Genomic DNA, 24,719 nt, shown 5'->3' with positions numbered 1-24,719 from the left:
TTGTTCAAATGCTTTAGTTTTGACAGCTCAGACAGATACCGAGGAAAACCCATAATATGAGTTCAGTTCAGTTTTTAATCGATTTTGTTTTTAACATTTATTTAATGGTGGTTTTATTACGCCTATGGTTACAATTTGCCAGAGCGGATTTTTACAATCCATTTAGCCAATTTGTAGTCAAAGCTACTCAGCCTATAGTGGCCCCTATGCGCAGAGTGTTACCTTCGATCGGCCGTTTAGATACCGCAACCCTGGTGTTTGCACTATTGGTTGCGGGATTAAAAGTCGTCACTCTTAACATGGTGTTGGGAGGAACAAGTCTCAACGTCTTGTCCTTAGTCGTTGTATCATTTGTTATTGTCATTAAAGAAATTCTGACCTTAGTGATGTATGTGCTTATTTTGCGCGCTATTATGAGCTGGGTAAGCCAGGGCAGAAACCCAATGGAATTAGTATTAAGCCAACTCACTGAACCAATGCTGGCCCCAATTCGTAAAAGAATGCCTGAGATGGGTGGATTAGACTTATCGGTAATGGTGGTGATCTTTCTGTTATTGTTTATTCAAAAACTATTAGGTGATTTATTTGGAATTTTTTAATTTGAAGGTTATATATTTTTATTTATTGAGTCTTTCAGTAGCACTAGGACTGATGTTTTCTTCTCAAGTCAACGCAGAACAAAAACAAGTGCTAGGCAGTTGGGACGTGCATTACATTGCGTTAAACAGTACGTTTTTAACTCCTGAAGTAGCCAAACAATATGGCATAGTGCGCAGCAAATTTAATGCTCTTATTAATATCTCAGTGTTAGACAGGCAAGACAAGACAGCACAATCAGTAATTTTGACGGGTGACGCTAGAAACTTAATTGGTGTAGTTAAAAAGCTAACGTTTAAGCAGGTCAATGAGGGCAAGGCAATTTATTATTTGGCAGTACTGCCTTTTAGCGACCTAGAGCAGTACCGGATATCTATCGACATTAACGATGGGCTTGAGCAAAAAACATTAAAATTTCAACATAAATTTTATGCTGATTAAGGCACTATTTTTATAATGCAGAGTATTCAATGAAACTGCTCCTATATACTTTTGATTTTTGTTGTTAAATTAATTGTAGATAAAAGTTGATTTTATAGTGTTTCTTAAGTGAATTTTAAATATGGCTATAAGTAACGTCCCAACACAATCGTCACAGGATATCAGCCGTAGACAAGCTCTAAAATCCATCAGCCAAGCAGTAGTTGGGGTAACAGCAATAACCCAAGCCCCTTATGTGTTTTCCAGACAACGAACTCAACTCAGGGTGCTAGGCACTCACGTTACCTTGCAAGAAAAACTTCGCCAAAAAGCGATGGATGACTTGGACATCGATTTAATGTTTGAGCCTCGTGGGAGCGCCGCTGTATTGCAAAAAGCGTCAATGAACCCGCAATCTTTTGACTTGTGCGAACAATGGTCGAATAGCATAAGACCCCTATGGGCAAGTGGCTCCATACAACCCATTGAAAAAAAGAGACTGCGGTATTGGGACGAAATAAACCCATTATCTAAAACGGGTAAAATCAGCACAGATGCTAGATTGGGCGCCGGAGATGCACCGCATAAAATCTTACATATTGAGCCTAACGGTACATTAGGCACTGAGCACACGGATAAAATCAGCTTTTTACCTTATGTGCACAATGTTGATTCTTTTAGTTACAACACCAATGTAGTTAAACAAGGAGAGGCCTATGAAACCGAAAGTTGGGGCTGGTTGCTCGACCCTAAATATTCCGGCAAAGTGGGTATTGTCAATGCACCTAACATTGGCTTGTTTGACTTAGCAATAGCCTCTCAAGCTCAAGGCCTAGTTAACCTTAACGATATTGGCAATTTAAGCAAAATAGATCTAGATCGATTATTTAAGGTACTTATTGACTTCAAACGTCAGCAACATTTTAGTGGATTCTGGAATTCAGTACCTGAATCAGTAGATTTTATGCGAACTGGTCGTGTAATGATACAAAGTATGTTTTCTCCTGCAGTATCGGCGTTAAACGGGCAAGGCATTCCCGTTACATATGCCGCCCCAAAAGAAGGGTACCGAGGTCGGCATGGCGTAATGTGCCTATCTTCATCATCCCACGGCAGGAATAAAGACGCTGCCTACGACTATATGAACTGGTGGTTATCTGGCTGGCCCGGTGCATTCATAGCTAAGCAGGGTTATTATATTTCTAACCCTGAACGTTCCACCTCATTTTTAAGTCTCGCAGAATGGGATTACTGGTATCAAGGCAAAAAAGCGACACAAGCACTCAAAGGAACCGATGATAAAATTTCAGTCCAACAAGGCGATATTCGTTCTGGAGGAAGCTACATCAAAAGGTTTAGTAATATTGCCGTTTGGAATACCGCCATGCCCACCTACGATTACAGCTTACAAAAGTGGTATGAGTTTATTAGTTCTTAATATTAATCAGGAGATACTATGTTTAGGACAATAAAAGCTCAGATATTGCTGGTTTTAGCCATTTTAATCTTGCTGCTATTATCCCAATTTTTTTTATCTAGGAACATACAATCAACTTTTGTCGATAGTCTTGATTTGACCCAGCAAGCGGTAATCAAGGTGAGCATTGTGCGAGAACTAGAACGAGACGTTATAGATTTACAGCGTAATGTACTCATTTATAAAGAGTCAGCTAGCGAATCAGCAGTGAGTAGATTCAATTTTTTGATGGCAGAAAACCAAAGTAATTTAATGCGTTTAGAACAACTTACATCACAAGAAGCAAATAGTGATGTATATCAAGATTATATTATGCGTATGCGCACTCACTTGAATGATTACAACGAAAACTTTAGCAGTGTAGTGGACGGAAGAACCAAACGTCAAACCCTATATAGTAGGGAACTGATGGGTGAACTAGAAGCCTTGTTTAATACGATTACGACTAGCGAAAATAAAGCTAGTTCGCTACTCGATTCACTAGAAAAAACTAAGTACCATATTGCTCGAGCAGAGAACATTTTACTGCAATATTTACAAAACCCAGAACAGCAACTTGTTAGTACATTTCAACGACAAATGTCTTTGGCAAAAGTACAAATTAGCCAACAACTAGAGTCGAAAAAAAACGTTCAGACAGCCATTGATAGACTTAACAAAGTAGAAACTGATTTTCTGCAACTCACTAAAATAACCAGAGGTTACTTATTTTTGGTCAATGTGGTGATGGCAGGGTCAGCGAACGAGTTTTTATTTTTAGCCCGAGAGTTAAACAGACTAGTAACCGAAAAATTCACTAACACCAATATCGCCGTCAAACAAACCCTCGACAAAACGCGAATTGGCAGTGACTTATTTTCGCTAGTTAGCATTATTCTTGTCACCTTCACGGCACTCTTTTTAGCCTACAGAATAATGTTACCTATCAATATTATCACTAATGTTTTCCAGCGATTAGCTAAAGGGAAACATGTTGATAGCATTCCAAGCCTTAAGCGCAAGGATGAAATAGGCCTATTGGCGCAAGCCGCAGATGTTTTCCGTGAAAAAAATAAACAAACTATTTCCTTGCTCGAACAATCACAGCTAATTAATGCTAAACAAGAAGCGTTAAATACTCAACTAGTCGCGTCAAATCAAAAAGTAGAGCAAGCTACCGCGTCTAAGAGTATGTTTTTGGCTAATATGAGTCATGAAATTCGTACACCGATGAACGGTATTATTGGTATGTTAGAGATAGTATTGCGTTCAGAATTAAGCCAATCACAAAGAAAACAACTCACCAAAGCTGCCTACTCAGGCCAGATACTGATGAACTTAATTAATGACATTCTTGATTTCTCAAAAATTGAAGCGGGTAAATTAGACATAGAAAGTGTTGAGTTTTCAGTCGAATCATTATTCGTCAATATCTTAGCCAATATTTCTAATCGCGCTCAAGAAAAAAATCTCAATGTGAAGTTTTATAGCAATCCAAATTTACCAGCCCAATTAGTAGGCGACCCATTAAGGATCAATCAAATTCTACTGAACTTATGCAGTAACGCTATTAAGTTTACGCAAAATGGGCAGGTAAGCATCGATATAGATTTTCGACTTCACGAAGAAACTCAATTACTGACCTTGTACCTTGAAGTCTCTGACACCGGCATTGGTATGAATCCTGAGCAAGCCAGTAAAGTATTTGATTCTTTTACTCAAGCCGATGGCTCTACTAGTAGAAATTTTGGGGGTAGCGGCTTAGGACTGTCCATTGTAACGCAGTTAGTTGAACTGATGGAGGGCAGTGTGACGGTGGACTCCGAAGAGAATAAAGGGAGTACTTTTAAAGTTGCAATTACTTTAGCCAAAACAGACAAAGAGGCAGAGGTAATTTCTGCCAGGCCATTACCTAGCGGAAAGTTGTATTATTTTAGTCAAGCTCAAATGGTTTTTTTGAATACACAGTATATCGATAAAATTGGATTAAAATATCATCATTTACCTCTTAGTCAGCTATCTGCAACCTTTGAAGACATAACCAGTAATGATTCAGTTTTGCTCGATATCGACAATCAATCGACTTTCAGAGCTTATCATGAGTCCATTGACAAATTAGTCAACAAAGCACTAAACGTCGGGTTTATCACCCTCTCCCAACCAAGTAATTTACCCAATCAATTATCTGCCATTTGGCCAAGCGAGTGTTTATCACATCCTTTCACACCGCATCAAGCTTCCACTTTTTTGGAACGATTATTTATAAAAGAATCAAAAGTCATTCAAAGCCCTTCTATTGCCAATATTCATGAAATTGCTGCATATGAAGGACATGTATTGTTAGTGGAAGATAACACTATTAACCAAATGGTGGCTGGCGAAATGCTAAAACTGCTGGGTGTAACATTTGATGTAGCCGAAAATGGACAACAAGCAGTCACCAAAATAGTCAATTCACCGCAATACGATCTCGTTTTTATGGATATACAAATGCCGATAATGGATGGCTACGAGGCAACACGCATGTTGAGACAAAAAGGCCACAATAATCTTATTATTTGTGGCCTATCAGCCAATGCGATGAAACAAGATTACAGCAAAGCCAAAGAAGCTGGGATGGATGACTACATAGTCAAACCTCTTAAACAAAAAACATTAGAAAACTTAGTTGCTAAGTATCTTCCCAAAAGAAGCACCTAACATTAGCCCATGACTAACCATCTGAATACAATAAAATGTATGCTGCAGAATCGTTGTATCAGTATGCAAACATACAGCAATACCCAAGGTCATGACATTTTTAGCATCCATATAACACATTATATATAATTCATGACACTAGAATATTGGTGATAAGTTTCAATCACTTGTATTCTCAATGCTTATTATTTTCACACACCTTTAGCTTGAGGCAATCATGCACCCTAACCTTAAACCTGCCAACCCTAATTTCTCTTCTGGCCCCTGTGCAAAACGCCCCGGTTACGATGTCGGTAAACTTGATTTATCCGTGTTGGGTCGTTCTCATCGATCAACTGTTGGCAAACAAGCGTTAAAAAGAGCTTGTTTAGATACCGCTAAAATTTTGGGCTTGCCTGAAGGTTACCGTGTTGCTGTTGTACCCGCTTCCGATACTGGCGCGATGGAAATGGCTATGTGGTCGATGTTGGGTGAGCGTCCTGTTGATGTATTATACTGGGAATCTTTTGGTCAAGGTTGGGCCACAGATATCACCAAGCAATTAAAATTAGAAAACACTCGAGTCTTGAGTGCAGACTATGGTCAATTGCCTGATTTTACAGAAGTTAACTGTGATCACGATGTTATCTTTACATGGAACGGTACTACCTCTGGCGCAAGAGTACCCAATGCAGACTGGATTGACTCAAACCGAAAAGGGCTAACATTTTGTGACGCCACCTCAGCCGTGTTCGCACAAAAAATGGACTGGGAAAAACTCGATGTTATCACCTACAGCTGGCAAAAAGTGCTGGGCGGTGAAGGTGGACATGGTATGTTAATTCTTAGCCCTCGCGCAGTCGAACGCCTTGAAAGTTATATACCCACATGGCCATTACCAAAAATTTTTCGCATGACCAAAGGCGGAAAATTAATAGAAGACTTATTTACTGGTGCAACGATTAATACACCTTCCATGTTATGTGTTGTGGATTATTTAGACGCGTTAGATTGGGTTGAGTCATTAGGTGGCGTAAGTGCGACAATCGCTATTGCAGACCAAAATCTAGCCACCATAGCTGCGTTTGTAGAGCAACACGATTGGGTTGCTTTTCTGGCTCAAGACAGCAATATACGCTCAAATACCAGTGTCTGTTTAACCTTCGATTTAACTCCAAATCAAATCAAATCAGTTGTGAAATTGCTTGAGGAGCATCACGTCGCCTTCGACATTGGAGCTTACCGAGATGCGCCAGCAGGTCTCAGGATTTGGTGCGGAGCTACTATTGAAAATAGCAACCTTGAAGCCTTAATGCCTTGGCTTGAGTGGGCATACCACAGCGTAAAAAAGCAAATTCTTTAAGCTACTAATCCCACTTACTCACGCCCAAAAAGGTAAGGAATAACATGTACAAAGTTAACACCTTTAATCAGATTTCGGTCAAAGGACTTGACCGCTTCAGTCGCGGAAAAATACGAAGTAGTCTCGGATATTGGACATCCCGATGCAGTGTTGCTACGCAGTCATAAATTACACAATGAAACCTTGGCAGACACAGTGTTAGCCATCGCGAGGTCTGGTACAGGTGTAAACAATGTACCTGTTGAAGACTGAAGCCAAAAGGGCATAGTGGTATTTAATGCGCCTGGAGCTAATGTAAATGCAGTAAAAGAATTAGTGCTCGCTGGACTATTTTTAGGCTCTCGCGGTATAAAATTAGGCATTGACCATGTCACCACCTTACACGATGTGTATGATGCAGGTGAATTACACAAAACGCTAGAGACACAAAAAAAATTTTGCAGGTAACGAACTTAAAGGTAAAACCCTCGGTATTATTGGCTTAGGTGCAATAGGTTCGTTAGTTGCCGACATGGCACTAGCACTTGGCATGAATGTAGTAGGCTTTACCCTACGTTTTCAATTGAAGCGGCTTGGCGTTTGTCTAGCGACGTACAAAAAGCTGAAAACATGTACACCCTGCTCGCCTGTTGTGATTATGTCGGTTTGCACGTACCCGCCATCAAACCGACCCATCATATGATCAATCAAAGTGCACTAGCTCAAGCCAAACCTGGGATGCTGTTAGTGAACTTCGCTCGTGAGTCTATCGTTGATCCACAAGCCATAATAAATGCAGTCAATAGTAGCCAATTAAGGAGGTACGTGTGCGACTTCCCTGAGCCCATTTTTTATGGTCGAAATAACACAATAGCCATGCCACACATAGGTGCATCAACGACAGAAGCTGAAGGGAATTGTGCGATTATGGCCGCAGATCAAGTTATGAATTACCTAGGAAACGGCAATATCTAGAACTCGGTTAACTTTTCAGAAGTCGGCATAGCAATATGCCATAGACAACGCATAATTTTTGCTGATAAAAACTTACTAAAAGTACTCTGCAGCGTGTTACCTGTTTTAGCTGACCACATCGAAAATGTAATTGATATAATAAACAAAATCCATGGCGATTTGGCCTACAACATACTCGATGTACAAATGGAAAATGGCCATGTCATTGAAGCGATTCGTAATATTGAACATGTGACGACAGTCAGGCTCATTGATTAAGGCAAGCCCAAGTTCGAGACCGTGAGTGCTAAACGATGCTGAATATTTAGAGTTGGGTTAACTCGGAAACGCAAAGCTCACGCCTTCCCTTACTCCACTTGATGGCCATCTTTGAGTAATAGTTTTGCGCTTAGTGTAAAAACGCACGCCATCTGGACCATAAGCGTGTAAGTCACCAAACAACGAACGTTTCCAACCACCAAAACTGTGGTAAGCCACAGGCACAGGTAACGGCACGTTAATACCCACCATCCCAACTTGAATATTATCTGAGAAATAACGTGCGGCTTCACCGTCTCGAGTAAAAATACAAGTGCCATTACCGTATTCATGGTCATCAATTAGTTGCATCGCTTGTTGCATCGTATCGACACGGATAACTTGTAAAACAGGCCCAAAGATTTCAGCTTTATAACTGTCCATATCGATAGTTACGCCATCAATTAAGGTCGCCCCAACAAAAAATCCGTTCTCGTAGCCCTTCACTTTTGGGTGTCGTCCGTCGACAACTATTTTTGCACCCTGTTGCTCAGCACTATCAATATAGCCCACTACCTTGTCTTTATGCTGGCAAGTGATTACTGGGCCAAAATCATTACTCGACTCGTCATATGCCCCCACGCTTAGTCCTGTCATGGCTTTTTGCATCTTTTCAACCAGTGCATCACCTGCTGCATCCCCTACTGCTACGGCTACTGATAAAGCCATGCAGCGTTCGCCAGATGAACCAAAAGCAGCGCCAAGTAATTGGTTAACTGCGTTGTCCATATCTGCATCAGGCATAACAATGGCATGATTTTTCGCCCCTCCCAATGCTTGACAACGTTTACCGTGGGCATTGGCGGTAGTGTAAATGTATTCAGCAATGGGGGTTGAACCAACAAAACTGATTGCTTTAACAAGCGGATTGGTTAGTAATACATCTACCGCTTCTTTATCGCCGTTAACCACATTCATTACCCCATCGGGCAAACCTGCCTCTTTTAGTAATGAAGCAATAAATAAAGTTGAGCTTGGATCGCGCTCTGAAGGTTTAAGCACAAAAGTATTACCACACACAATAGCCAAGGGATACATCCACAAAGGCACCATGGCGGGGAAGTTAAAAGGCGTGATGCCTGCTACCACACCCAAGGGTTGGAATTCGCTCCATGAATCAATGCCAGGTCCTACGTTACGGCTATGCTCACCTTTCAACAATTGTGGTGCACCGCAAGCAAACTCGACGTTTTCAATACCACGCTGTAATTCGCCTGCGGCGTCATGACTAATTTTACCGTGCTCTTGACCTATAAGCTGAGCAATGTGATCTGCGTTATCTTCTAGCAACTGCTTAAACTTAAACATGACTCTGGCACGCTTAATAACAGGTGTGTTACGCCAAGCAGGAAAAGCGGCCTGCGCAGCGTTAATGGCTTCTTGCACAGTTTTTTTTGATGCCAGCAGCACTTTTTTATCTGCAATACCCGTCGCTGGGTTATAGACGTCTTGAGTCCGTCCTTCGTGTGCCACTGACAGGCCGTTAATAAAATGTCCTATAGTTATCATGTTTTTCCTCAAAAAAAGCCAACAATCGACGCATAAAAGACGTGTGGCAATTTAATTTAAATATTAGTTCTTGGATTAGGAGGCTAGACAAAAATCTTATAATTGCTGTCGTAAGGACTAAAGCCACCTGCTAGTCTTTCAAAGTAAATGTAATACATTTTTCTACCCTAGGCTTGTTATTCAACCAACTTTTACTCGTTGCCTTTACCCAAATGATAATATCCGCGTTGATAATATATTAAGGAGCCAGCTTGTTTTTTTTGTTTAATGCCTACCACTTCACAAAAAATTACATCATGAGTAGCCACACTTTTTACTTCGGTAATTTTACAATCAAACGAAACCGCCGCATTTGTTAATACAGGTGCGCCAGTGACTAATGTTTCCCAGATTGCGTTAGCAAAACGTTCTTCCATTGGTGCTTTACCACCAAATAAGTTAGATAAATTATCTTGGCCTGCATCCAGGGTATTAATGACTAAGCTATCGCTTTCAAAAAAGGTTTTGTGAACCGACGCTCCACGATTTAGGCAAACTAACAAAGTGGGAGGGTTGTCACTCACACTGCATACCGCTGTAGCGGTAAAGCCAACTTTAATATTCCCAACCTCAGTGGTCACTATATTCACCGCACCCGGAAACGCAGACATGCCCTGTTTAAATTCTTCAGCTGAAATACAAGCCACTTCTGGTTCTACTTTCACTTCTTTTAGTGCACTCATGGCTTATTTCACTCCTATTTAGATGTCTATTTCTTTAGATTATTTTACAAGCTTGTTCGAAGGTCAAACGAGGTAAACGTTTATGGGACTTATCACCATCGCCATAACCTAAGTTTATAAGAAAATTCACTTTCCATTTGTTCTCAGAGAAAAAGGTCTCATTCAACAAATTAGGATCAAACCCAGACATAGCGCCGATGTCCAATCCCAAAGCCCGTGAGGCACTGATCAAATAAGCACCTTGCATAGAACTATTACGCATGGCAGTTTCATAAGCTGCTTCTGGACTAGATGTAAACCAACTCTTGGCATCGGCATATGGAAACAATGTCGGTAACTCTTCATAAAACTCTTCATCGTAAGCCACAATAACCGTGCAAGGAGCTGTCATGGTTTTTTCTACGTTACCTTTAGACAATGAGGGTTTAAGCTTTTGTTTGCCCTCTTGTGAGGTTACGAATACAAATCTTGCGGGGCTACAGTTGGCTGATGTTGGACAAAGTTTTACCATGTCATAGAGTTGCTTTATTAACACCTCAGGGATCGCTTTGTCTTGCCAGCTCACATGAGAGTGAGCCTCAGTGAAAAGCTGAGCTAATGCATTGTCATCTAATGTTGAGGTCATAAAATATTTTCCAAAATAGTCCGGTTATTTAGCGTCATAGTGAGATAAATGTGTGAGTAAAAGATCATTAAATATCTTAGGCTCGGTTATCGTGCAGGCATGTCCACCATAATCAAAGACTCGCAAAGTCCCATTGACCAAACCTGATGCTAATACTTCTGAGCGTTGCCAGGGCACCAACATATCATCTTTATTGGCGACCACTAATGTGTCTGTTTTTATAGCCCCAAGTTGCGAGTCTATATTAAACTCGCTTAGCGCTTTAATACGAGCCAATAAATTGTCTTGATTAGGAAAGTGCTCCAACATATGTTGCTCTTCTTGTTCTAATCGTTCGATGTTGAGCATGATCCAGTCTGGCGGATATAAAAATAACGCTTGAGCTTGTAAATACATTTCGGGGGGGCTGTTGTGCAACAAAGATTGACGCACCCGAAAACAGCGTAAAGTGTGTGGGTTTGGGCTACTCCACGCATTAATCAATACCAAACTTTGCAAAATTTCAGGGCGTTGTAGAGCAATATTCAAACCTACTAAGCCGCCTAATGCATGTCCGATAAAATGACAATGGGTTATCTTTGTATGGTCCAAGATTGCGAGTAATTCATCCGCCATCGATTGAATGGAATAATCTGAAGGTAAACTCGCTGGACTTCTCCCTGTTCCATTTTGGTCATAAACAATAACCCGGTAACCACTTTGCAAAACCGGTAACTGCGCCTGCCAAAAATGTGCAGAACCACCCAATCCTGAACTCAAAACAACTGTGGGAGCATCTGGGTTTTTCGAGCCAAGTATTTCAAAGTACATAATTAAGCTCCATCAAAAACAACAAAAAATTGCTGTTTAAAATATATACCTGATTTTTCTAGCAACCCACTAGCAGTCATTAACATCATTAACCTATATGCGCTATGCTGGCAATTTCGACTAAAGCATCGGGTTTAACTAAACCGCACTGAATACAATAGCGAGCAGGCTTTTCGCCGGGGAAATATTCGGCATACACTTTATTCAGCGCAGGATAATCGTCCCAGTTTGTGATCATAATGGTGTTAAAAGTGACATCATCCATAGTGCCACCAGCGGTTTCAACCACAGCTTTGATGGTTTCCAACACGTGGCGGGTTTGTGCTTCAGCGTCACCCACATGCACTACATTATTGTCTTTATCAAAAGCGAGTGTTCCTGATACATACAAGATGTTGTCAGCCATGGAGCCGGGTACAAAAGGGGCAAGTGGCTTGCCGCTTCCAGCTGGAATAATTGATGTTTTACTCATGGTTCATTACCTTCAATGTTAAATTAATAAATATGACTTTATGTTATTTGGTTTACTGACTGACAGCTTTACAAAATTCTTCAACACTGGATATCCAGCCGAAGAAGGTCGCAATATTAAATAGTGATGATGCTTGAATAACATCTGAACCTGCTTGATGTGTGGCATCGGCCAGCACGACACCAAAATATTCAAGGAAAAAACCATCTCGCAACGTTGACTCTACACAGACATTAGTGGCGATACCGGTAAAAACTAAATTGCGAATACCACGGCTGCGCAACATGCTGTCTAAGTTAGTATTATAAAAGCCGCTGTATCGGGTTTTAGGGATAATGATGTCAGCTTCTAGCGGCTTGAGTTCGTCAACTAGCTCATAATCCCAGCTGCCTTTCGCTAACAACGTCCCCATTAGTTCAGGCTGCTTGCGCATAGTTTTTAGCGCGTTAGACTTATACCAGTTAGGTGAGCCTGGTCCTCCCGCTTCTGTATATTCTTTATCCCAACCGTTTTGAAGAAAGACGATGGGTATGCCCACTGCTCTAGCCGCTATAATAGCTTTAGCCGTTTGGGCAATCACCCGTCCAGTGCTAGAAATATCAAAACCAGCTTTATCTAAATATCCATTTTTACTGGCATAAGCGTTTTGCATATCCACTACAATTAGCGCTGTTTGTGTAATATTTAGTGCTAAAGGTTCTGGTTTAGCAGGCAAAATTACTTCGTTTGGCTTATCACCTTTGCAATAACCCGCTACGGCGTATTCAACAACCTTTGACATTAGACCACCGCTGCTGCTGTTAAGTGCTGACGAGATTTCATTAAAGGTTGGATCTTTTGACCGAAGTCATCCATGCCCTGAATAAACTCATCAAAGGTCAGCAGTACCCCTTCACAACCGGGCACAGTATCAATTTCATCCAGCATAGCTGCTACAGAAGCGAAAGAACCAACCAATGTGCCCATATTCAAGTTCACGGCTGAAGTTGGGTCAGTCATGTCACGTATATTGGTATCTTTGCCCGATTTTTTATCGACTGCGCCTTGATTCGTCATCCAATCCAAGGCGCTTTGATCTTTACCCTCTTTGTACATTTCCCACTTGGCCATGGCTTTTTCATCAGTTTCATCTGCAATGACCATAATAAGCACCACTGAACCTACGTCACGACCGGCCTTCTGCGCTACTGATATTAAACGTTCTGACGTTGGTGAAAATGCAGTTGGCGTATTAACGCCTTTACCAAAACAAAAATTGTAATCGGCATGCTGGGCTGAAAACTCCATACCTGCTGTACTTTGACCCGCACAGATAATAGGGATCTTCTTCTGAGGCATAGGCAGCATGCGGCAGTCGTCCATTTGGAAATGTTCGCCTTTAAAATCACTTTTCCCGGTTTCCCATAACTCTTTACATACTTTTATATATTCCCCTAGGTACTCGTAACGATTTGAGAAAAACTCATCGCCAGGCCACATACCCATTTGTGAATACTCAGGACGCTGCCAACCCGTTATCAGATTTACCCCAAAACGCCCACCAGAAATAGAATCAATTGTGGTAGCCATACGAGCCATAATAGCGGGTGGCGTGACCAACGTAGCAGCAGTTGCATATAATTTTATTTTCTTCGTCACTGCCGCTAAACCCGCCATAAGTGTGAAAGATTCTAGGTTGTAGTCCCAAAATTCGGTCTGCCCACCGAATCCCCGTAACTTGATCATAGAAAGTGCAAAGTCCAAGTCATAATGCTCAGCTTTTTGCACAATTTCTTTGTTCAAATCAAAGGTGGGTTTGTATTGTGGTGATGTTTTAGAAATCAGCCAGCCATTGTTGCCAATTGGAATAAATACGCCTACGTCCATTATCGCCTCACTTTTATTTTTTACTGCCAACGGACATATTATGTCGTTGGAGATGTTAAATGATGAGTGACAAATAAAACCTTGCAAACTCAATCACGGTTAGTCGTTAGTTAGCATAAACCGGACCAACCATATAAAAATCATTATATACAATAACTTATGTGAAAAAATAATCCAAAACAGACCATTCAGTCCATGCTGGAGCATTAAGTTTGTGCACTTTTGCGCAAAAATGATGCAACACTAAATAAACGATCAGGTTGAAGCACAGTGCACGTTGAAGTTGAATAAACTAGATAAATAAAGGAGGAGGTTTTACACTTGTGTCATAGGTAGTCAGTAATTAGATGAAAACACCCTTGGTTAAAATAAAAACAACAAAACAAAAATCAACCAGAAAGTTAAGCCCAAGCGCCGAAAGAAGACGTGATCAGGCTCAGCAGAATAAGCGTAAAATTATTATGCAAGCTGCGCTAAATTTGTTTTCACGCAGCGGCGTACACGGCACCAGCGTCGAACAGGTAGCAGATAAAGCTGACGTTTCTAAAACCAACTTATTATATTATTTTAGTAGCAAAGAACAGCTCTATTTAGAGGTAATAAAGCAGCTTTTAGACGTCTGGCTTCAGCCTTTACAGGGTTTTAGCGTCGAGCAGGATCCCATCCAGACCATTAGCAATTATATAAAAACCAAGCTTGAGCTATCCAGAGACAACCCAGCTGAGTCACGTTTATTTTGTATGGAAATGGTGCAAGGCGCGCCTTTACTATTCAATGAACTAAATTCACCATTACGGGCACTGGTTGAGTCAAAAGTACACGTTATTAACGCTTGGATTAAATTAGGTAAACTAGCTCCTGTAGACCCATATCACCTGATCTTTTCAATCTGGGCTACCACTCAGCACTATGCAGATTTTCGTATACAAGTGGAAGCGGTCACCGGCAAGACCCTCGACGATCCAGACTTTTTTGCCACTACCTTAAAGAATCTACAAAGCATTATTCTTAATGGTGTACGCCCGATTAAATAACGAACAGACATTGGTGTAACGTGAGGACGTTTTACTGTGCCACAATGGGTGAAGAAACTAGCTCTTTGTTGTTTAAGCCCAATCAAGATGAATCAAGCTCATACATACATACACAAACAAATCACATGACTGCATACCTAAAAGCCTAGGCTTTAACAATCAACATAAAATGAAGTAAAGCCTGCTTCCGAGCCCAGGCGAATCAACATGCAAGAAAACAAATAACAAGCACCCATCGTAAACGCTTGGTTGAATTACAACGGGTGATGTATTAGAAATTGATTTATTGCCTGAGTTTTGAAGGCTTAAAAATTTCTTTTGACAGTTACTCCAGCAGTTCTAGGTTTTGCATAAGAAATTTGTGTCGTGCCGTAGAAACCTGTTACATCAAAACCAATCAAAGCATGGTCAGAATCAGTCAGGTTGTCTACATAGGCAAACACACTCCATTTGTCTTCGTTATCAGTCCAAGCTAGATTGGCATCCGCTTTAAAGTGACTGTCAATCCTATGTGCAGTGAAATTTCTAGCATTGTGGAATGTATGGGATTGATAAGAACCACTTACTTGAACCGCCACATTACCGCTTTGAATATCCCAGTTATAACGAACAAGACCTGAAGCTTGTAATTTAGGGGTGTATGGAGGAGTCGTATCTTTAAAGACGCCAGAAGCCACTTCAAGGTTTTCAACTTTTGCATCGACATAAGACATACCAAACATGATGTCTAATCCCTCACCAGCGTTGAGGAATATCTCAACTTCTGCACCCGTAAAATTCGCTTGTTCATTAAATACTACCCCAGCGTTATTTACCCATGAAAAAGACTGATAATCTGCATAATCATAGTGAAATAAACTTCCGTTTATCTGCACCTTACCCTCGTTTAGCGTATGTTTTGTGCCCGCTTCATAAGAAACTAATACTTCAGGTTTATAACGACTAAATCCACCAAATAGGGGAGCATTAAAACTACCTGCTTTTACCCCGCGATTGATACCAGCATAATAGAGGGTGTCAGTATTTGGAGAATAGTCGAGTTGTATTTTAGCTGACCATAAATTTTGATCATTATCTAAATATGCTTCTTCAAACAACACCCCGTTTAAGTCAACTTCAATGACTCGGTCATTAGTATTCGCATTTGAAAAAACTAGACCGTCTAAACTTTTGTTTTCTTTGATCACACGTGCACCAGCAACCAAGATTAAAGAGTCGGATAAGTAATAATCTATTTGTCCAAATAATGACAAAGAGTCAGTACTTATATCAGCTAAGGTATTGACCTCTTCACCAGCAAGAAAACCTGCCGAAGGAGAAGCAGCAAGACCCTGAATATAATCTGTATCAATCCCTAAATAATAAAGACCACTTACCCAGCTAAGTGAATCACTTTCACCAGAAAAACGAAACTCCTGACTAATTTGGTCTATGTCTCCGTCGGATTGAAAAATCAGCTCAGGAGAGGCTGTTTGATCAGAGTCGAGTCCGACAACCCGAGTAAATTTCTTGTAATCGGTAATGGAGACTAATTGCATAAAATCAAAGTCATAATTAACAGTGGCCATTAAACCTTTTGATTCAATTTTGTTTTGATCATCAAAAGCGAAATCCTTATTAACTTTATTACCGCTGCCATCGGGGTCGAAGTTACCATTAAAGTCGCCACCTTGGACAGGGCGTAGCGGATCACCGTTAAAATTGGCGTCAACACATTGACCTAACTGAATCTTGTCACATCCAAGAGGATCATCTGCAGCAAAAATAACATCGATAATGTTGCCGTTTTCGTCAGCAATTTCAGTGGTATTAACGACTTGATAGGGGCCTTCACTTTTTGTCGTTTTAGCCCAATTTGCGTTAAACAACACTGAGCCATTGTCATTAATATCAAACTCAATTTGACCACGAATAGCTTGAGTATCGTCATTGTAACCATCTTCGCCGCCCCCTACTGAACCTTCTCGAGTATCAGGTTCAGAACCATCCTGATAAATATTTTCTAAAATTTCACCCTGTTGATTAGATAAAATTGAAATACGCCCCCTCACAGAATCTGAAAGACTGCCAGAAAGAGCGCCTTCTAAGCGAAATTGCTCAAAACTGGCAGCAGTGAACTCTGCATAACCTTCTGTTTCATCACTAGGTTTGGCGGTGATGGTGTTGACTAATCCACCTGTGGCGTTGCGTCCAAATAGTGTACCTTGCGGACCTTTTAAAATTTCTACCCGTGCTAAATCAAATATGCCAAAGGTTTGCGCTTGTGTGCTAGCCAAATATCCACCGTCGACATACACCGCCACCGGTGCCTCAGCAATATCCGCATAATCATTTTGTACTACACCCCGAATATTGAAGATGGCTCGCTGACCACCAATATCACCCGCCAGCGATACCCCCGGCGTAAATGCGATTAAATCGATACTATCGTCAAACCCAAGCTTATCCATTTGTTCACCACTAAACGCGGTAACAGCAATGCTCACATCATTTAGGTATTGTTCTCTTTTTTGCGCGGTGATAAGGATTTGCTCAAAAACGCCCGGTGAAGAAGCCACTTCCTCAGGAGGATTTGACGCTTGTGCTTGTGAAAGTGCCGTGATGACTGCCAGCGGCAATAAACTTAATTTTAGTGTTAATGTGTGTATCTTTATCATTTTCATTCCCCTGTTTTATCGTTATAAATATCAAACTCAATCGCACACGCTTCCCCCTTATCCGATAAAAAAATCGAATAAAGAACTAACGGTTTTCTATTACATGGTAATTTTTTAGATATATTTGCTTGTTCTAACGCCAATCGCTGATGAAGTGACTACTGCCTTTTAAAGCAGTAATAAAGCGTTGCGCCGAGGATTGAACCTGTAAACCAGCCATAGTCATAAAACCAATTCAGATACCCCGTTGTTAAAGTGAATATGGTCAGTGCTACTGGGATAAGAAACGCTGCCATTCCTTGATAATTAACGTCCGCATAGCGCCCACCTCGTTGGTAGAGAGACACCAAATCTAACTGTTGTTTATTGATCACAAAATAATCAACAATCATGATCCCCGCGATAGGGCCTAACAAACTTGAATATCCCATCAGCCAGTTTGAATAAATCGCTTCAACGCTTACATCGGAGTCAACCCAATGCATTTTTTTCAATAACTCCCAACTCATCATTAGCAGGGCAATTAACCCACTCAGTAAGACGCCACGTTTTTCGCTAATAAATTTTGGAGCGAGGTTTTGAAAATCATTGGTGGGAGACACAATATTTGCAGCACTGTTGGTTGAAAGTGTGGCAATAATAATTAAGACCATGGCAATAGCGACAACCGTTGGGTTGCCAACTTTACCGATAAGATTGATTGGATCGGTGATTGTTTCACCCACCAGCACTGTGGATGCGGATGTAAGTATTACACCCAGAGAGGCAAAAAATAACATGGTTAATGGGAGCCCTACTACCTGACCCACAATCTGATCTTTTTGTGATTTTACATAACGGCTAAAATCTGGAATATTTAAGCTCAAAGTAGCCCAAAAACCCACCATAGCAGTCACACCGGCCAGTAAATAAGGCAGCGATAAATCCTCTTTCGGGCGACTCGCTGGGGTAGCCAATACCTCAGATAGATTTATTTGCGGTAAGGCCCAAAGCATTAAACCAAACCCCATTGTTAACAATATAGGCGCTGACCAGTTTTCCAATTTTTTTAATAGAATCAGACCCTTTCAGCACCACATACAAATTCAAAACCCAAAACATCAAAAAACCATACACCTCCCCCTGGCTTCCTAACGCAGCCCAATCTCCAGAAAGGTTCGACAATAAAATATGGCATGCAATGCCACCAAATAAGGTTTGAATACCAAACCAGCCACATGCCACGATTGCTCGAATTAAACAGGGTAAATTAGAACCATACAAACCAAACGAAGAGCGTAATAAAACGGGAAAAGGTATGCCATATTTGGTTCCAGAAAAGGCATTTAATGTGAGCGGGATAAGCACAATTATATTGGCAATCAAAATTGTAATTAAGGCTTCGATTACCGACAATCCAAAATAAGCGGTCAATACTCCACCAAGAGTATAGGTAGGTACACAAATTGCCATACCGACCCAGAGTGCTGCAACATCCCATTTATGCCAAGTGCGCTGGGCAACGTTTGTTGGAGCAATATCGTCGTTATATAGGGGGCTATTGCGAACATCATCCTGAACATTTAACTCGATAAACTCGCCCACTTCGACCATTTTAGATACGTATTGCTGTGGAACTTTTTTAGTATTTAGCACAATTTTTTCTGCCTGCTGATATGGGTCAATGATTTGAGCTGCTTAGCCATTATTTCTATTATTAATATCGTTTAGGCGTTATATACCAGTGAGTTTTCCATCGCTCTCAAAGCGGCTGATATCGAGTTGAATAAATATGTTTATATCCATTTTCTGCTCTCTATTTACTTTTTACTTTTTACTTTTTACTTTTTTATTATCCGCAGACACACCAGAACACGACGGAAGTACGAAATATTGAGTTTGAGCAAATCTTCGATTGCTAACACAAGCCTTAGCACAATATAGGCCAATCATAAAAAATATAATATATACAGACACTTAACTTAAAATAAACCCTATAAACGGACTAATCAGTCTATTTAAGAGCATCAATTCTGTGCATGTTTCGCTAAAATGATGCACTCAAGAATGCAAGATACATGTGGGAAAGAAGGCTGGAGGGGATTTACTTGGATCGTAACAACATTGATCTATGGCGCAGCCAATTTAGGCTGGATTGACCAATTCACCTACAAAGATATACAATAATATCAAGAACGATACTGAAAATTATATTGTAAGTGATGAGTTGGTAACCGTGTACGCCCGATGACATGATGATCAGAAATAGATGTAAGTAAATTTACTGATCATCACTGTGTTTAGAGGCTAGCCCATTGTTGTATAAACCCAATCAGATGAATCAAGCCGATACACAAACAAATCACAGAACTCCAGATCCAAAATTCAGAGCTTCTGCCTATCGGATGAGAAACAAAGTAAAAGCCTGCAACTCCACGAACAAGATAGGTCGCGGTGATAATAATCAGCCCCAGACGTATAAGCGGTAAACGCCCTATGAGCCCAGCAGCAGAAAACGCGTAAAGCGACCAAATAGATAACACAACAACAATAAACGACGTGATGATTGTAGGTTTCATCAAACCTTGTTCAGCCATAACCGCCATCTGTTCCCCGGCACCAAAAAACCGATACCAAGTTGCACCGAAGATAATACAACCAATATGCATTAAAGCAGCGACGGCAGTTAAACAACCTGCACCAATTAGGTAGTAGTTCATAAGTATCTCCTTTTAGAACCTTACAAATAACCATGCCTTAAAAGGGGAATGCGGACAATAACTCTTCTAACATTTATTTTGGCTAGAACTAATAACGCCATGGTAGGCGTCTTCAATTATTGAAACACTGTATCAAACATAAGTTTTTACATATCAAATCTATCAAAACCATCAAAACCATCAAAATTCATTCGCATTATGGGACACTACTAACATAACGAAATTCGATCATGCAGCCTATTTAGAAGATAGATTAAGCAAGGATCCGATGTCGCCACAAGATCACCAAACGGATTTTTATGATGCTAAAAAACCGCTACACTTGCGAACTTCAAGTTATAGGCTCTGGGATCCTCTTTGCATTTTTGCTCGGAGCACGAGAAACAGCACAGTTTTCTCAGTTTTTTGATTTATTGCCAGTTTTAGGCGGTAGCACACCCTATTTTGTCCTCACTTTATGTTGGATTTTAATTTTCAAATCTTCTGGGCGTCAGTTGTCTGAACTTGGCTTAAAGCGGACTGACATGGGTAACAGTCCACTGAGTTCTTTTTTTAAATTGGCACTTTGGCTGATAGGAATAATATTACTTAGCTTAGTCTGCGGCTCAATTGTAGTTGAATTGTTCGATATATTCCAAGGCCCACTCTCCCAAGAAGTGGCTAGAAAAAGTCCTTTAGTAGGAAATTTGACCTTGTTGTTAATACTCACGCCACTTACGTGGGTAGCCGTGTTTGCAGAGGAATTATTATTTAGAGGCCTTATCTTGAATTACCTTGCTGCACGATTAGGTAAGACTACTTTTGGATGGATGCTAGCGATTGTTATTACTTCGATAATATTTGGTATTGCACACGTTTGGCAAGGTTCCAGAGGAATGGTCGGCGCTGGAATTCTGGGGTTGATTTGGGGAATGGCATACTATTTTTCTGGCCGCAACTTATGGCCTGCCACTCTGGCTCATTGCGCAACAAACACCATTGGTTTTATCTCAACATATCAAAGCTAAATAAATTAACTAGATTACCAATGTTAAATATTACGAAATAACGCCAAATATTTGATTAAACGATAATGGATGTCTGCGCAATGATGTTCTATCTAGATCGCAAAAAATCTTTATCCAGTCCACCGGAGATATTACGCAGCTCATAATCTATGACTTCTGCAGTTCGAATGGCTCCTGCGGTTTTTGTCATTTCTGCAATCAAAGTAATGATCAGTGCTTCTAATACGTCAATGTCGTTAATCTTTTCCTCTTTCGATTCAGTTAAAGCAGCAGCCGTACATTGTTTTGCAATACTATATTTACGCATACTGCTCTCCTTGGGGAGATCCTAAAAGCCTGTATTTTATTAAATACAAAAAAGGGCCAGAATATGTCGGCCCTTTTTGATTATGCGCTCATTCGAAAATGTATTCGAAAAAAGAGTCGAAAATAATGTACTTAGTCTTTGTTACGCTCATACTCACGTACTTCATTGCGACCAACCACCATGTGATGAACCTCATCTGGGCCATCAGCAAAACGTAAGGTACGTTGACCCGCATACATAGCAGAAAGCGGTGACCATTGTGATATGCCGGTTGCGCCATGAAGTTGCATGGACTGATCAATGATTTCGCAAACTCGCTCTGGGATCATCGCTTTGATCATATGTATCCAGATACGCGCTTCTTGGTTACCCAATACATCCATCGCTTTTGCTGCTTTTAGAACCATCATACGCATGGCTTCAATATCGATACGCATCTTCGAGATAACTTCAATATTTTTACCAAGCTGATATATTTTTTTACCGAAAGCTTCTCGTGAAGTTGAACGCTCAAGTGCAAGCTGCAACGCTTTTTCAGCTTGGCCAATTGAACGCATGCAATGGTGAATACGACCTGGCCCCAAACGTACCTGAGAAATTTCAAAACCACGGCCTTCGCCTAACAACATGTTAGTCTTAGGCACCCGCACGTTTTCAAGTTTAATGTGCATATGACCGTGAGGTGCATCGTCATGACCAAATACATGCATTGGACCAACAATAGTTACACCTGGGGCGTCTAGTGGCACTAGAATTTGTGATTGTTGTTTGTGTGTTGGTGCATCAGGACTGCTTTTAACCATACAAATCATAATTTTACAGCGTGGGTCACCGGCACCAGAAATATAAAACTTTTCACCGTTGATGACCCAGTCATCTCCGTCTTCAACAGCCGATGTTGAAATATTTTTTGCGTCAGAAGATGCGACGTTAGGTTCAGTCATACCAAAGCAAGAGCGTATTTCGCCTCTTAGGAGAGGTGCAAGCCATTGTGCCTTTTGCTCGGGCGTACCCACGCGCTCCAACACCTCCATGTTGCCTGTGTCAGGTGCAGAACAGTTTAATGTTTCAGACGCTAAAGGCGCTTTACCCAGTTCAACGGCGATGTATGCGTAATCCAAGTTGGATAAGCCTTCACCTGTTTCAGCATCTGGTAAGAAAAAATTCCAAAGGCCGAGCTCTTTAGCTTTGTTCTTTGCGCCTTCCAGCAATTCCATTTGACGTTCAGAGTAACTCCAACGATCAGTAAGCTTTTCACCAATTGAATAAAATTCATCTTGGATCGGGATAACATTCTCTTCAATATGCTTCTTTACAGCAAGGTAAAGCGGACGCACTGCCTCAGACATGCGTAAATCGTTTAAGTCTTCAGTCGACATAGTTGTTTCCTTAAAATTTGGTGAAATCTGACGTGTATAACTGACGCTTATTGTCACGAATAATGAAGTATAGATTTCAAATAAATCGGTCAAAATATAATAGTTGAATGACGCTGCAATGGCTATCAAGATCGCTTCAAACAGCTGAATTTACTGATATTTTCAGAAAAAAAGTGATTTTACGATTTTTTTATAAGAGCCATTTATAGTGATTTATCACTGTTATTTTTAAAGCCGTATTTTAAACGCATCAATGCTAAATTAGAATTCAACAAGCGGCTGTAACTTTCAAAAATAGAATGGCTAAAATGACTGTTTTTTAGCCAATATTTTCTGACTGTGATGACTAAACCCCAAAATAATAAATAGTTTTTTTGCTTTAACTTAAATTGACTGATTATTATCAAAGATAAACCCACTATTTTACCGGTAAGTTAAATTTAGCCAAACTATTCAAAATCCCTTAGATAATGATAAACCGCTGAACGTTAATTTTTTTATTATGGCTAGAATTTCACATGGAACAGACTAAAGTCTCGCTTCACTTTTGTTTAGGTAACACTAGGTTATGGCTTTGAAAAAGTAACAACCAAAGTTAAGAAAAAACGAATCCCAAGCAATATGTCAATTGTCTTGCCTATCGCTGAGTAACTATTTTTGTTTGGCTAAAATCTAAAATGAAAACAACTATGGTAGCTTACTGGTCGGTGGTTTTTTCTGAGATAGTTGCAGTGTTAGTGTGGTAACAGGATTTTCAATAAGGCTGGCAAGTGTATGCAGTATCTTCTTCATTTATCCTAGTGTTAAGGCTTTATTAGATATATAACAACTGATACGCCTGATGGTTCAGGCGACCAGTGTGAGTCTAAACTTAAATGACTTTGTAGTGTTTATGCAGTACGGATCATATCCGCACACTTCTCACCAATCATAATAGAGGGCGCATTAGTATTCGCGTTCATAATGGTTGGCATGATTGACGCATCAGCAACCCGTAAACCGGCAATCCCGTGTACACGTAGCTTGTGATCGACAACCGCCATATCATCACTGCCCATTTTGCAGGTTCCTACAGGGTGATATATAGTCTGAATATATTTGTTTATATAAGCTTTTATCTCTTCGTCGGTTTGAACGGCGGAGCCAGGCAGATACTCTTTTCCACGCAATTCATCGAGGGCTGATGCCGCAATAATTTTGCGTGCTATCTTCACACCAGCAATAAGTACATCGTAATCCTTTTCGTTTTGAAAAATATTATGATTGATCAACGGCTTAGTACTTGGATCCGCTGGGGCCAATGTAACCGACCTAGTTCCTTTGCTTTGCACCAAAGAAGGCATAATAGTGAAGGCATCAGAACCGTCTGTTGGATTGCCTGCGCCATCTAAAATAAAATACCCTGGAGAAAAATGGAACTGAAGATCAGGATCGGGTGATTTAGGATCTATTTTCAAAAAGCCTCCCGCTTCAGCAATATTCGAGCTCAACATGCCTTTGCCTTTTGCATACAGCTCGGCTTGTTCTTTGCTACCAGCTTGAGATAGGCTGATGGGCTTGGTACAAGTATAAACCACAGGCATCATGAAGTGGTCTTGCAAATCTTGGCCTACACCAGGCAGATCGTGGACAACAGCAATGCCATGCTCTTTTAAGTGATCTTTGGGACCTATACCAGAAGTCATCAAAATTTGTGGTGAGTTGATAGTACCACCAGATAATATAATTTCTTTTCGCGCATTTACGGTGTGCTCTTTTCCATAGGCGAAGAAAGTGACCCCCGTTGCACGACCATCGGTAACAATTATTTTAAGAACCATCGCATCTGCCTGAGCAGTGAGACGACCGGCATCAATCGCTGGGTGT

Annotated in this window: 26 protein-coding genes; 12 read left to right on the top strand and 14 right to left on the bottom strand. The window is 40.7% G+C overall.

Features of this window, described 5'->3' with window-relative positions; all coding sequences use genetic code 11:
• Positions 1 to 56 precede the first annotated feature (56 nt).
• The 10 genes from C427_RS03475 to C427_RS26990 all read left to right on the top strand — a co-directional run bounded on the left by C427_RS03475 (position 57) and on the right by C427_RS26990 (position 7,727).
• Positions 57 to 599 carry a YggT family protein gene (locus tag C427_RS03475; RefSeq protein ID WP_007640658.1) on the top strand — a complete coding sequence of 181 codons (543 nt, stop codon included), beginning with the start codon at positions 57 to 59 and terminating at the stop codon, positions 597 to 599.
• Positions 586 to 1,038 (top strand): DUF4426 domain-containing protein, encoded by a 453-nt coding sequence (locus C427_RS03470; protein ID WP_007640657.1) that lies wholly within the window; start codon positions 586 to 588, stop codon positions 1,036 to 1,038. The genes C427_RS03475 and C427_RS03470 overlap by 14 nt, the downstream gene beginning before the upstream one ends.
• Positions 1,039 to 1,159: 121 nt before the next feature.
• The gene (locus tag C427_RS03465; protein ID WP_007640656.1) at positions 1,160 to 2,455 is read left to right on the top strand and encodes an ABC transporter substrate-binding protein; all 1,296 of its coding nucleotides are present in this window, start codon (positions 1,160 to 1,162) and stop codon (positions 2,453 to 2,455) included.
• A gap of 18 nt (positions 2,456 to 2,473) precedes the next feature.
• Entirely contained in the window at positions 2,474 to 5,173 is a 2,700-nt protein-coding gene (locus tag C427_RS03460) for an ATP-binding protein (RefSeq protein ID WP_007640655.1), read from the top strand.
• Between the two features lie 217 nt (positions 5,174 to 5,390).
• Positions 5,391 to 6,515: a phosphoserine transaminase gene (locus C427_RS03455; protein WP_007640653.1), complete on the top strand. Its 1,125-nt coding sequence runs from the start codon at positions 5,391 to 5,393 to the stop codon at positions 6,513 to 6,515.
• A gap of 87 nt (positions 6,516 to 6,602) precedes the next feature.
• Positions 6,603 to 6,767 carry a D-isomer specific 2-hydroxyacid dehydrogenase gene (locus tag C427_RS27005; RefSeq protein ID WP_015430415.1) on the top strand — a complete coding sequence of 55 codons (165 nt, stop codon included), beginning with the start codon at positions 6,603 to 6,605 and terminating at the stop codon, positions 6,765 to 6,767.
• A gap of 15 nt (positions 6,768 to 6,782) precedes the next feature.
• Entirely contained in the window at positions 6,783 to 6,962 is a 180-nt protein-coding gene (locus tag C427_RS27000) for a D-3-phosphoglycerate dehydrogenase (protein WP_015430414.1), read from the top strand.
• Positions 6,963 to 6,987: 25 nt separating this feature from the next.
• Positions 6,988 to 7,197 (top strand): hypothetical protein, encoded by a 210-nt coding sequence (locus C427_RS28700; RefSeq protein WP_407636132.1) that lies wholly within the window; start codon positions 6,988 to 6,990, stop codon positions 7,195 to 7,197.
• Positions 7,125 to 7,469 carry an NAD(P)-dependent oxidoreductase gene (locus C427_RS26995; protein WP_015430413.1) on the top strand — a complete coding sequence of 115 codons (345 nt, stop codon included), beginning with the start codon at positions 7,125 to 7,127 and terminating at the stop codon, positions 7,467 to 7,469. Before C427_RS28700 ends, C427_RS26995 begins: the two co-directional genes overlap by 73 nt.
• 93 nt (positions 7,470 to 7,562) lie before the next feature.
• Positions 7,563 to 7,727, top strand: coding sequence for an ACT domain-containing protein (locus C427_RS26990; RefSeq protein WP_007640650.1), 165 nt, complete (start codon positions 7,563 to 7,565; stop codon positions 7,725 to 7,727).
• Between the two features lie 57 nt (positions 7,728 to 7,784).
• On the opposite strand, the gene C427_RS03440 is transcribed toward C427_RS26990, so the two are convergent.
• The 7 genes from C427_RS03440 to rutA all read right to left on the bottom strand — a co-directional run bounded on the left by C427_RS03440 (position 7,785) and on the right by rutA (position 13,770).
• Positions 7,785 to 9,275, bottom strand: a complete 1,491-nt coding sequence (locus C427_RS03440) for a CoA-acylating methylmalonate-semialdehyde dehydrogenase (RefSeq protein WP_007640648.1) — start codon at positions 9,273 to 9,275, stop codon at positions 7,785 to 7,787.
• Positions 9,276 to 9,466: 191 nt separating this feature from the next.
• Positions 9,467 to 9,997, bottom strand: a complete 531-nt coding sequence (locus tag C427_RS03435) for a flavin reductase (protein ID WP_007640646.1) — start codon at positions 9,995 to 9,997, stop codon at positions 9,467 to 9,469.
• Between the two features lie 34 nt (positions 9,998 to 10,031).
• Positions 10,032 to 10,622: a malonic semialdehyde reductase gene (locus C427_RS03430; RefSeq protein ID WP_007640644.1), complete on the bottom strand. Its 591-nt coding sequence runs from the start codon at positions 10,620 to 10,622 to the stop codon at positions 10,032 to 10,034.
• A 24-nt stretch (positions 10,623 to 10,646) separates the two neighbouring features.
• On the bottom strand, positions 10,647 to 11,432 hold the full coding sequence (gene rutD, locus C427_RS03425; protein ID WP_007640643.1) for a pyrimidine utilization protein D: 786 nt from the start codon (positions 11,430 to 11,432) through the stop codon (positions 10,647 to 10,649).
• A gap of 88 nt (positions 11,433 to 11,520) precedes the next feature.
• Complete coding sequence (gene rutC / locus C427_RS03420; protein WP_007640642.1) at positions 11,521 to 11,904, bottom strand: pyrimidine utilization protein C; 384 nt, start codon at positions 11,902 to 11,904, stop codon at positions 11,521 to 11,523.
• Between the two features lie 52 nt (positions 11,905 to 11,956).
• Positions 11,957 to 12,685: a pyrimidine utilization protein B gene (gene rutB / locus C427_RS03415; RefSeq protein ID WP_007640641.1), complete on the bottom strand. Its 729-nt coding sequence runs from the start codon at positions 12,683 to 12,685 to the stop codon at positions 11,957 to 11,959.
• Positions 12,685 to 13,770, bottom strand: a complete 1,086-nt coding sequence (rutA, locus tag C427_RS03410; protein WP_007640640.1) for a pyrimidine utilization protein A — start codon at positions 13,768 to 13,770, stop codon at positions 12,685 to 12,687. Before rutA ends, rutB begins: the two co-directional genes overlap by 1 nt.
• A 347-nt stretch (positions 13,771 to 14,117) precedes the next feature.
• On the opposite strand from rutA, the gene rutR reads away from it, so the two are divergent.
• A complete protein-coding gene (gene rutR / locus C427_RS03405) occupies positions 14,118 to 14,804 on the top strand; it encodes an HTH-type transcriptional regulator RutR (protein ID WP_007640633.1) in 687 nt (228 codons plus the stop codon).
• 305 nt (positions 14,805 to 15,109) lie between these two features.
• Here the strand turns inward: rutR and C427_RS03400 are convergent, their stop codons facing one another.
• The 4 genes from C427_RS03400 to C427_RS03390 all read right to left on the bottom strand — a co-directional run bounded on the left by C427_RS03400 (position 15,110) and on the right by C427_RS03390 (position 20,160).
• On the bottom strand, positions 15,110 to 17,461 hold the full coding sequence (locus C427_RS03400) for a TonB-dependent receptor (protein ID WP_007640632.1): 2,352 nt from the start codon (positions 17,459 to 17,461) through the stop codon (positions 15,110 to 15,112).
• A 158-nt stretch (positions 17,462 to 17,619) separates the two neighbouring features.
• Positions 17,620 to 18,456: a cytosine permease gene (locus C427_RS28695; protein WP_015430412.1), complete on the bottom strand. Its 837-nt coding sequence runs from the start codon at positions 18,454 to 18,456 to the stop codon at positions 17,620 to 17,622.
• The gene (locus tag C427_RS28690) at positions 18,422 to 19,096 is read right to left on the bottom strand and encodes a cytosine permease (protein WP_015430411.1); all 675 of its coding nucleotides are present in this window, start codon (positions 19,094 to 19,096) and stop codon (positions 18,422 to 18,424) included. Before C427_RS28690 ends, C427_RS28695 begins: the two co-directional genes overlap by 35 nt.
• A 644-nt stretch (positions 19,097 to 19,740) precedes the next feature.
• A complete protein-coding gene (locus C427_RS03390; protein WP_007640608.1) occupies positions 19,741 to 20,160 on the bottom strand; it encodes a hypothetical protein in 420 nt (139 codons plus the stop codon).
• A gap of 299 nt (positions 20,161 to 20,459) precedes the next feature.
• On the opposite strand from C427_RS03390, the gene C427_RS03385 reads away from it, so the two are divergent.
• Positions 20,460 to 21,167 (top strand): CPBP family intramembrane glutamic endopeptidase, encoded by a 708-nt coding sequence (locus C427_RS03385; protein WP_007640606.1) that lies wholly within the window; start codon positions 20,460 to 20,462, stop codon positions 21,165 to 21,167.
• Between the two features lie 88 nt (positions 21,168 to 21,255).
• On the opposite strand, the gene C427_RS03380 is transcribed toward C427_RS03385, so the two are convergent.
• From C427_RS03380 to C427_RS28070, 3 genes are all read right to left on the bottom strand, one after another.
• Positions 21,256 to 21,474, bottom strand: a complete 219-nt coding sequence (locus C427_RS03380; RefSeq protein WP_007640604.1) for a hypothetical protein — start codon at positions 21,472 to 21,474, stop codon at positions 21,256 to 21,258.
• Positions 21,475 to 21,605: 131 nt separating this feature from the next.
• A complete protein-coding gene (locus C427_RS03375; RefSeq protein WP_007640602.1) occupies positions 21,606 to 22,853 on the bottom strand; it encodes an acyl-CoA dehydrogenase family protein in 1,248 nt (415 codons plus the stop codon).
• Positions 22,854 to 23,743: 890 nt separating this feature from the next.
• Positions 23,744 to 24,709 carry a GMC family oxidoreductase gene (locus C427_RS28070; protein ID WP_264369956.1) on the bottom strand — a complete coding sequence of 322 codons (966 nt, stop codon included), beginning with the start codon at positions 24,707 to 24,709 and terminating at the stop codon, positions 23,744 to 23,746.
• Between the last annotated feature and the right edge of the window lie 10 nt (positions 24,710 to 24,719).

Origin of the sequence: Paraglaciecola psychrophila 170, assembly GCF_000347635.1 — a bacterium.
In the GTDB taxonomy this organism is placed as follows: Bacteria; Pseudomonadota; Gammaproteobacteria; order Enterobacterales; family Alteromonadaceae; genus Paraglaciecola; species Paraglaciecola psychrophila.
This window is presented reverse-complemented; position numbering and strand designations above follow the sequence as displayed.

Bases quoted from the DNA above. Each gene is read 5' to 3' on its own strand.
- C427_RS03465 (WP_007640656.1), top strand. From the start codon at position 1,160: ATGGCTATAAGTAACGTCCCAACACAATCGTCACAGGATATCAGCCGT.
- C427_RS03460 (WP_007640655.1), top strand. From the start codon at position 2,474: ATGTTTAGGACAATAAAAGCTCAGATATTGCTGGTTTTAGCCATTTTA.
- C427_RS03435 (WP_007640646.1), bottom strand. From the start codon at position 9,997: ATGAGTGCACTAAAAGAAGTGAAAGTAGAACCAGAAGTGGCTTGTATT.
- C427_RS03380 (WP_007640604.1), bottom strand. From the start codon at position 21,474: ATGCGTAAATATAGTATTGCAAAACAATGTACGGCTGCTGCTTTAACT.
- rutB (WP_007640641.1), bottom strand. From the start codon at position 12,685: ATGTCAAAGGTTGTTGAATACGCCGTAGCGGGTTATTGCAAAGGTGAT.
- C427_RS03400 (WP_007640632.1), bottom strand. From the start codon at position 17,461: ATGATAAAGATACACACATTAACACTAAAATTAAGTTTATTGCCGCTG.
- rutR (WP_007640633.1), top strand. From the start codon at position 14,118: ATGAAAACACCCTTGGTTAAAATAAAAACAACAAAACAAAAATCAACC.
- C427_RS03455 (WP_007640653.1), top strand. From the start codon at position 5,391: ATGCACCCTAACCTTAAACCTGCCAACCCTAATTTCTCTTCTGGCCCC.
- C427_RS03440 (WP_007640648.1), bottom strand. From the start codon at position 9,275: ATGATAACTATAGGACATTTTATTAACGGCCTGTCAGTGGCACACGAA.
- rutD (WP_007640643.1), bottom strand. From the start codon at position 11,432: ATGTACTTTGAAATACTTGGCTCGAAAAACCCAGATGCTCCCACAGTT.
- C427_RS03375 (WP_007640602.1), bottom strand. From the start codon at position 22,853: ATGTCGACTGAAGACTTAAACGATTTACGCATGTCTGAGGCAGTGCGT.
- C427_RS03385 (WP_007640606.1), top strand. From the start codon at position 20,460: ATGATGCTAAAAAACCGCTACACTTGCGAACTTCAAGTTATAGGCTCT.
- C427_RS03475 (WP_007640658.1), top strand. From the start codon at position 57: ATGAGTTCAGTTCAGTTTTTAATCGATTTTGTTTTTAACATTTATTTA.
- C427_RS26995 (WP_015430413.1), top strand. From the start codon at position 7,125: ATGTACACCCTGCTCGCCTGTTGTGATTATGTCGGTTTGCACGTACCC.
- rutC (WP_007640642.1), bottom strand. From the start codon at position 11,904: ATGAGTAAAACATCAATTATTCCAGCTGGAAGCGGCAAGCCACTTGCC.
- C427_RS03430 (WP_007640644.1), bottom strand. From the start codon at position 10,622: ATGACCTCAACATTAGATGACAATGCATTAGCTCAGCTTTTCACTGAG.
- C427_RS03390 (WP_007640608.1), bottom strand. From the start codon at position 20,160: ATGAACTACTACCTAATTGGTGCAGGTTGTTTAACTGCCGTCGCTGCT.
- C427_RS28695 (WP_015430412.1), bottom strand. From the start codon at position 18,456: ATGCTTTGGGCCTTACCGCAAATAAATCTATCTGAGGTATTGGCTACC.
- rutA (WP_007640640.1), bottom strand. From the start codon at position 13,770: ATGGACGTAGGCGTATTTATTCCAATTGGCAACAATGGCTGGCTGATT.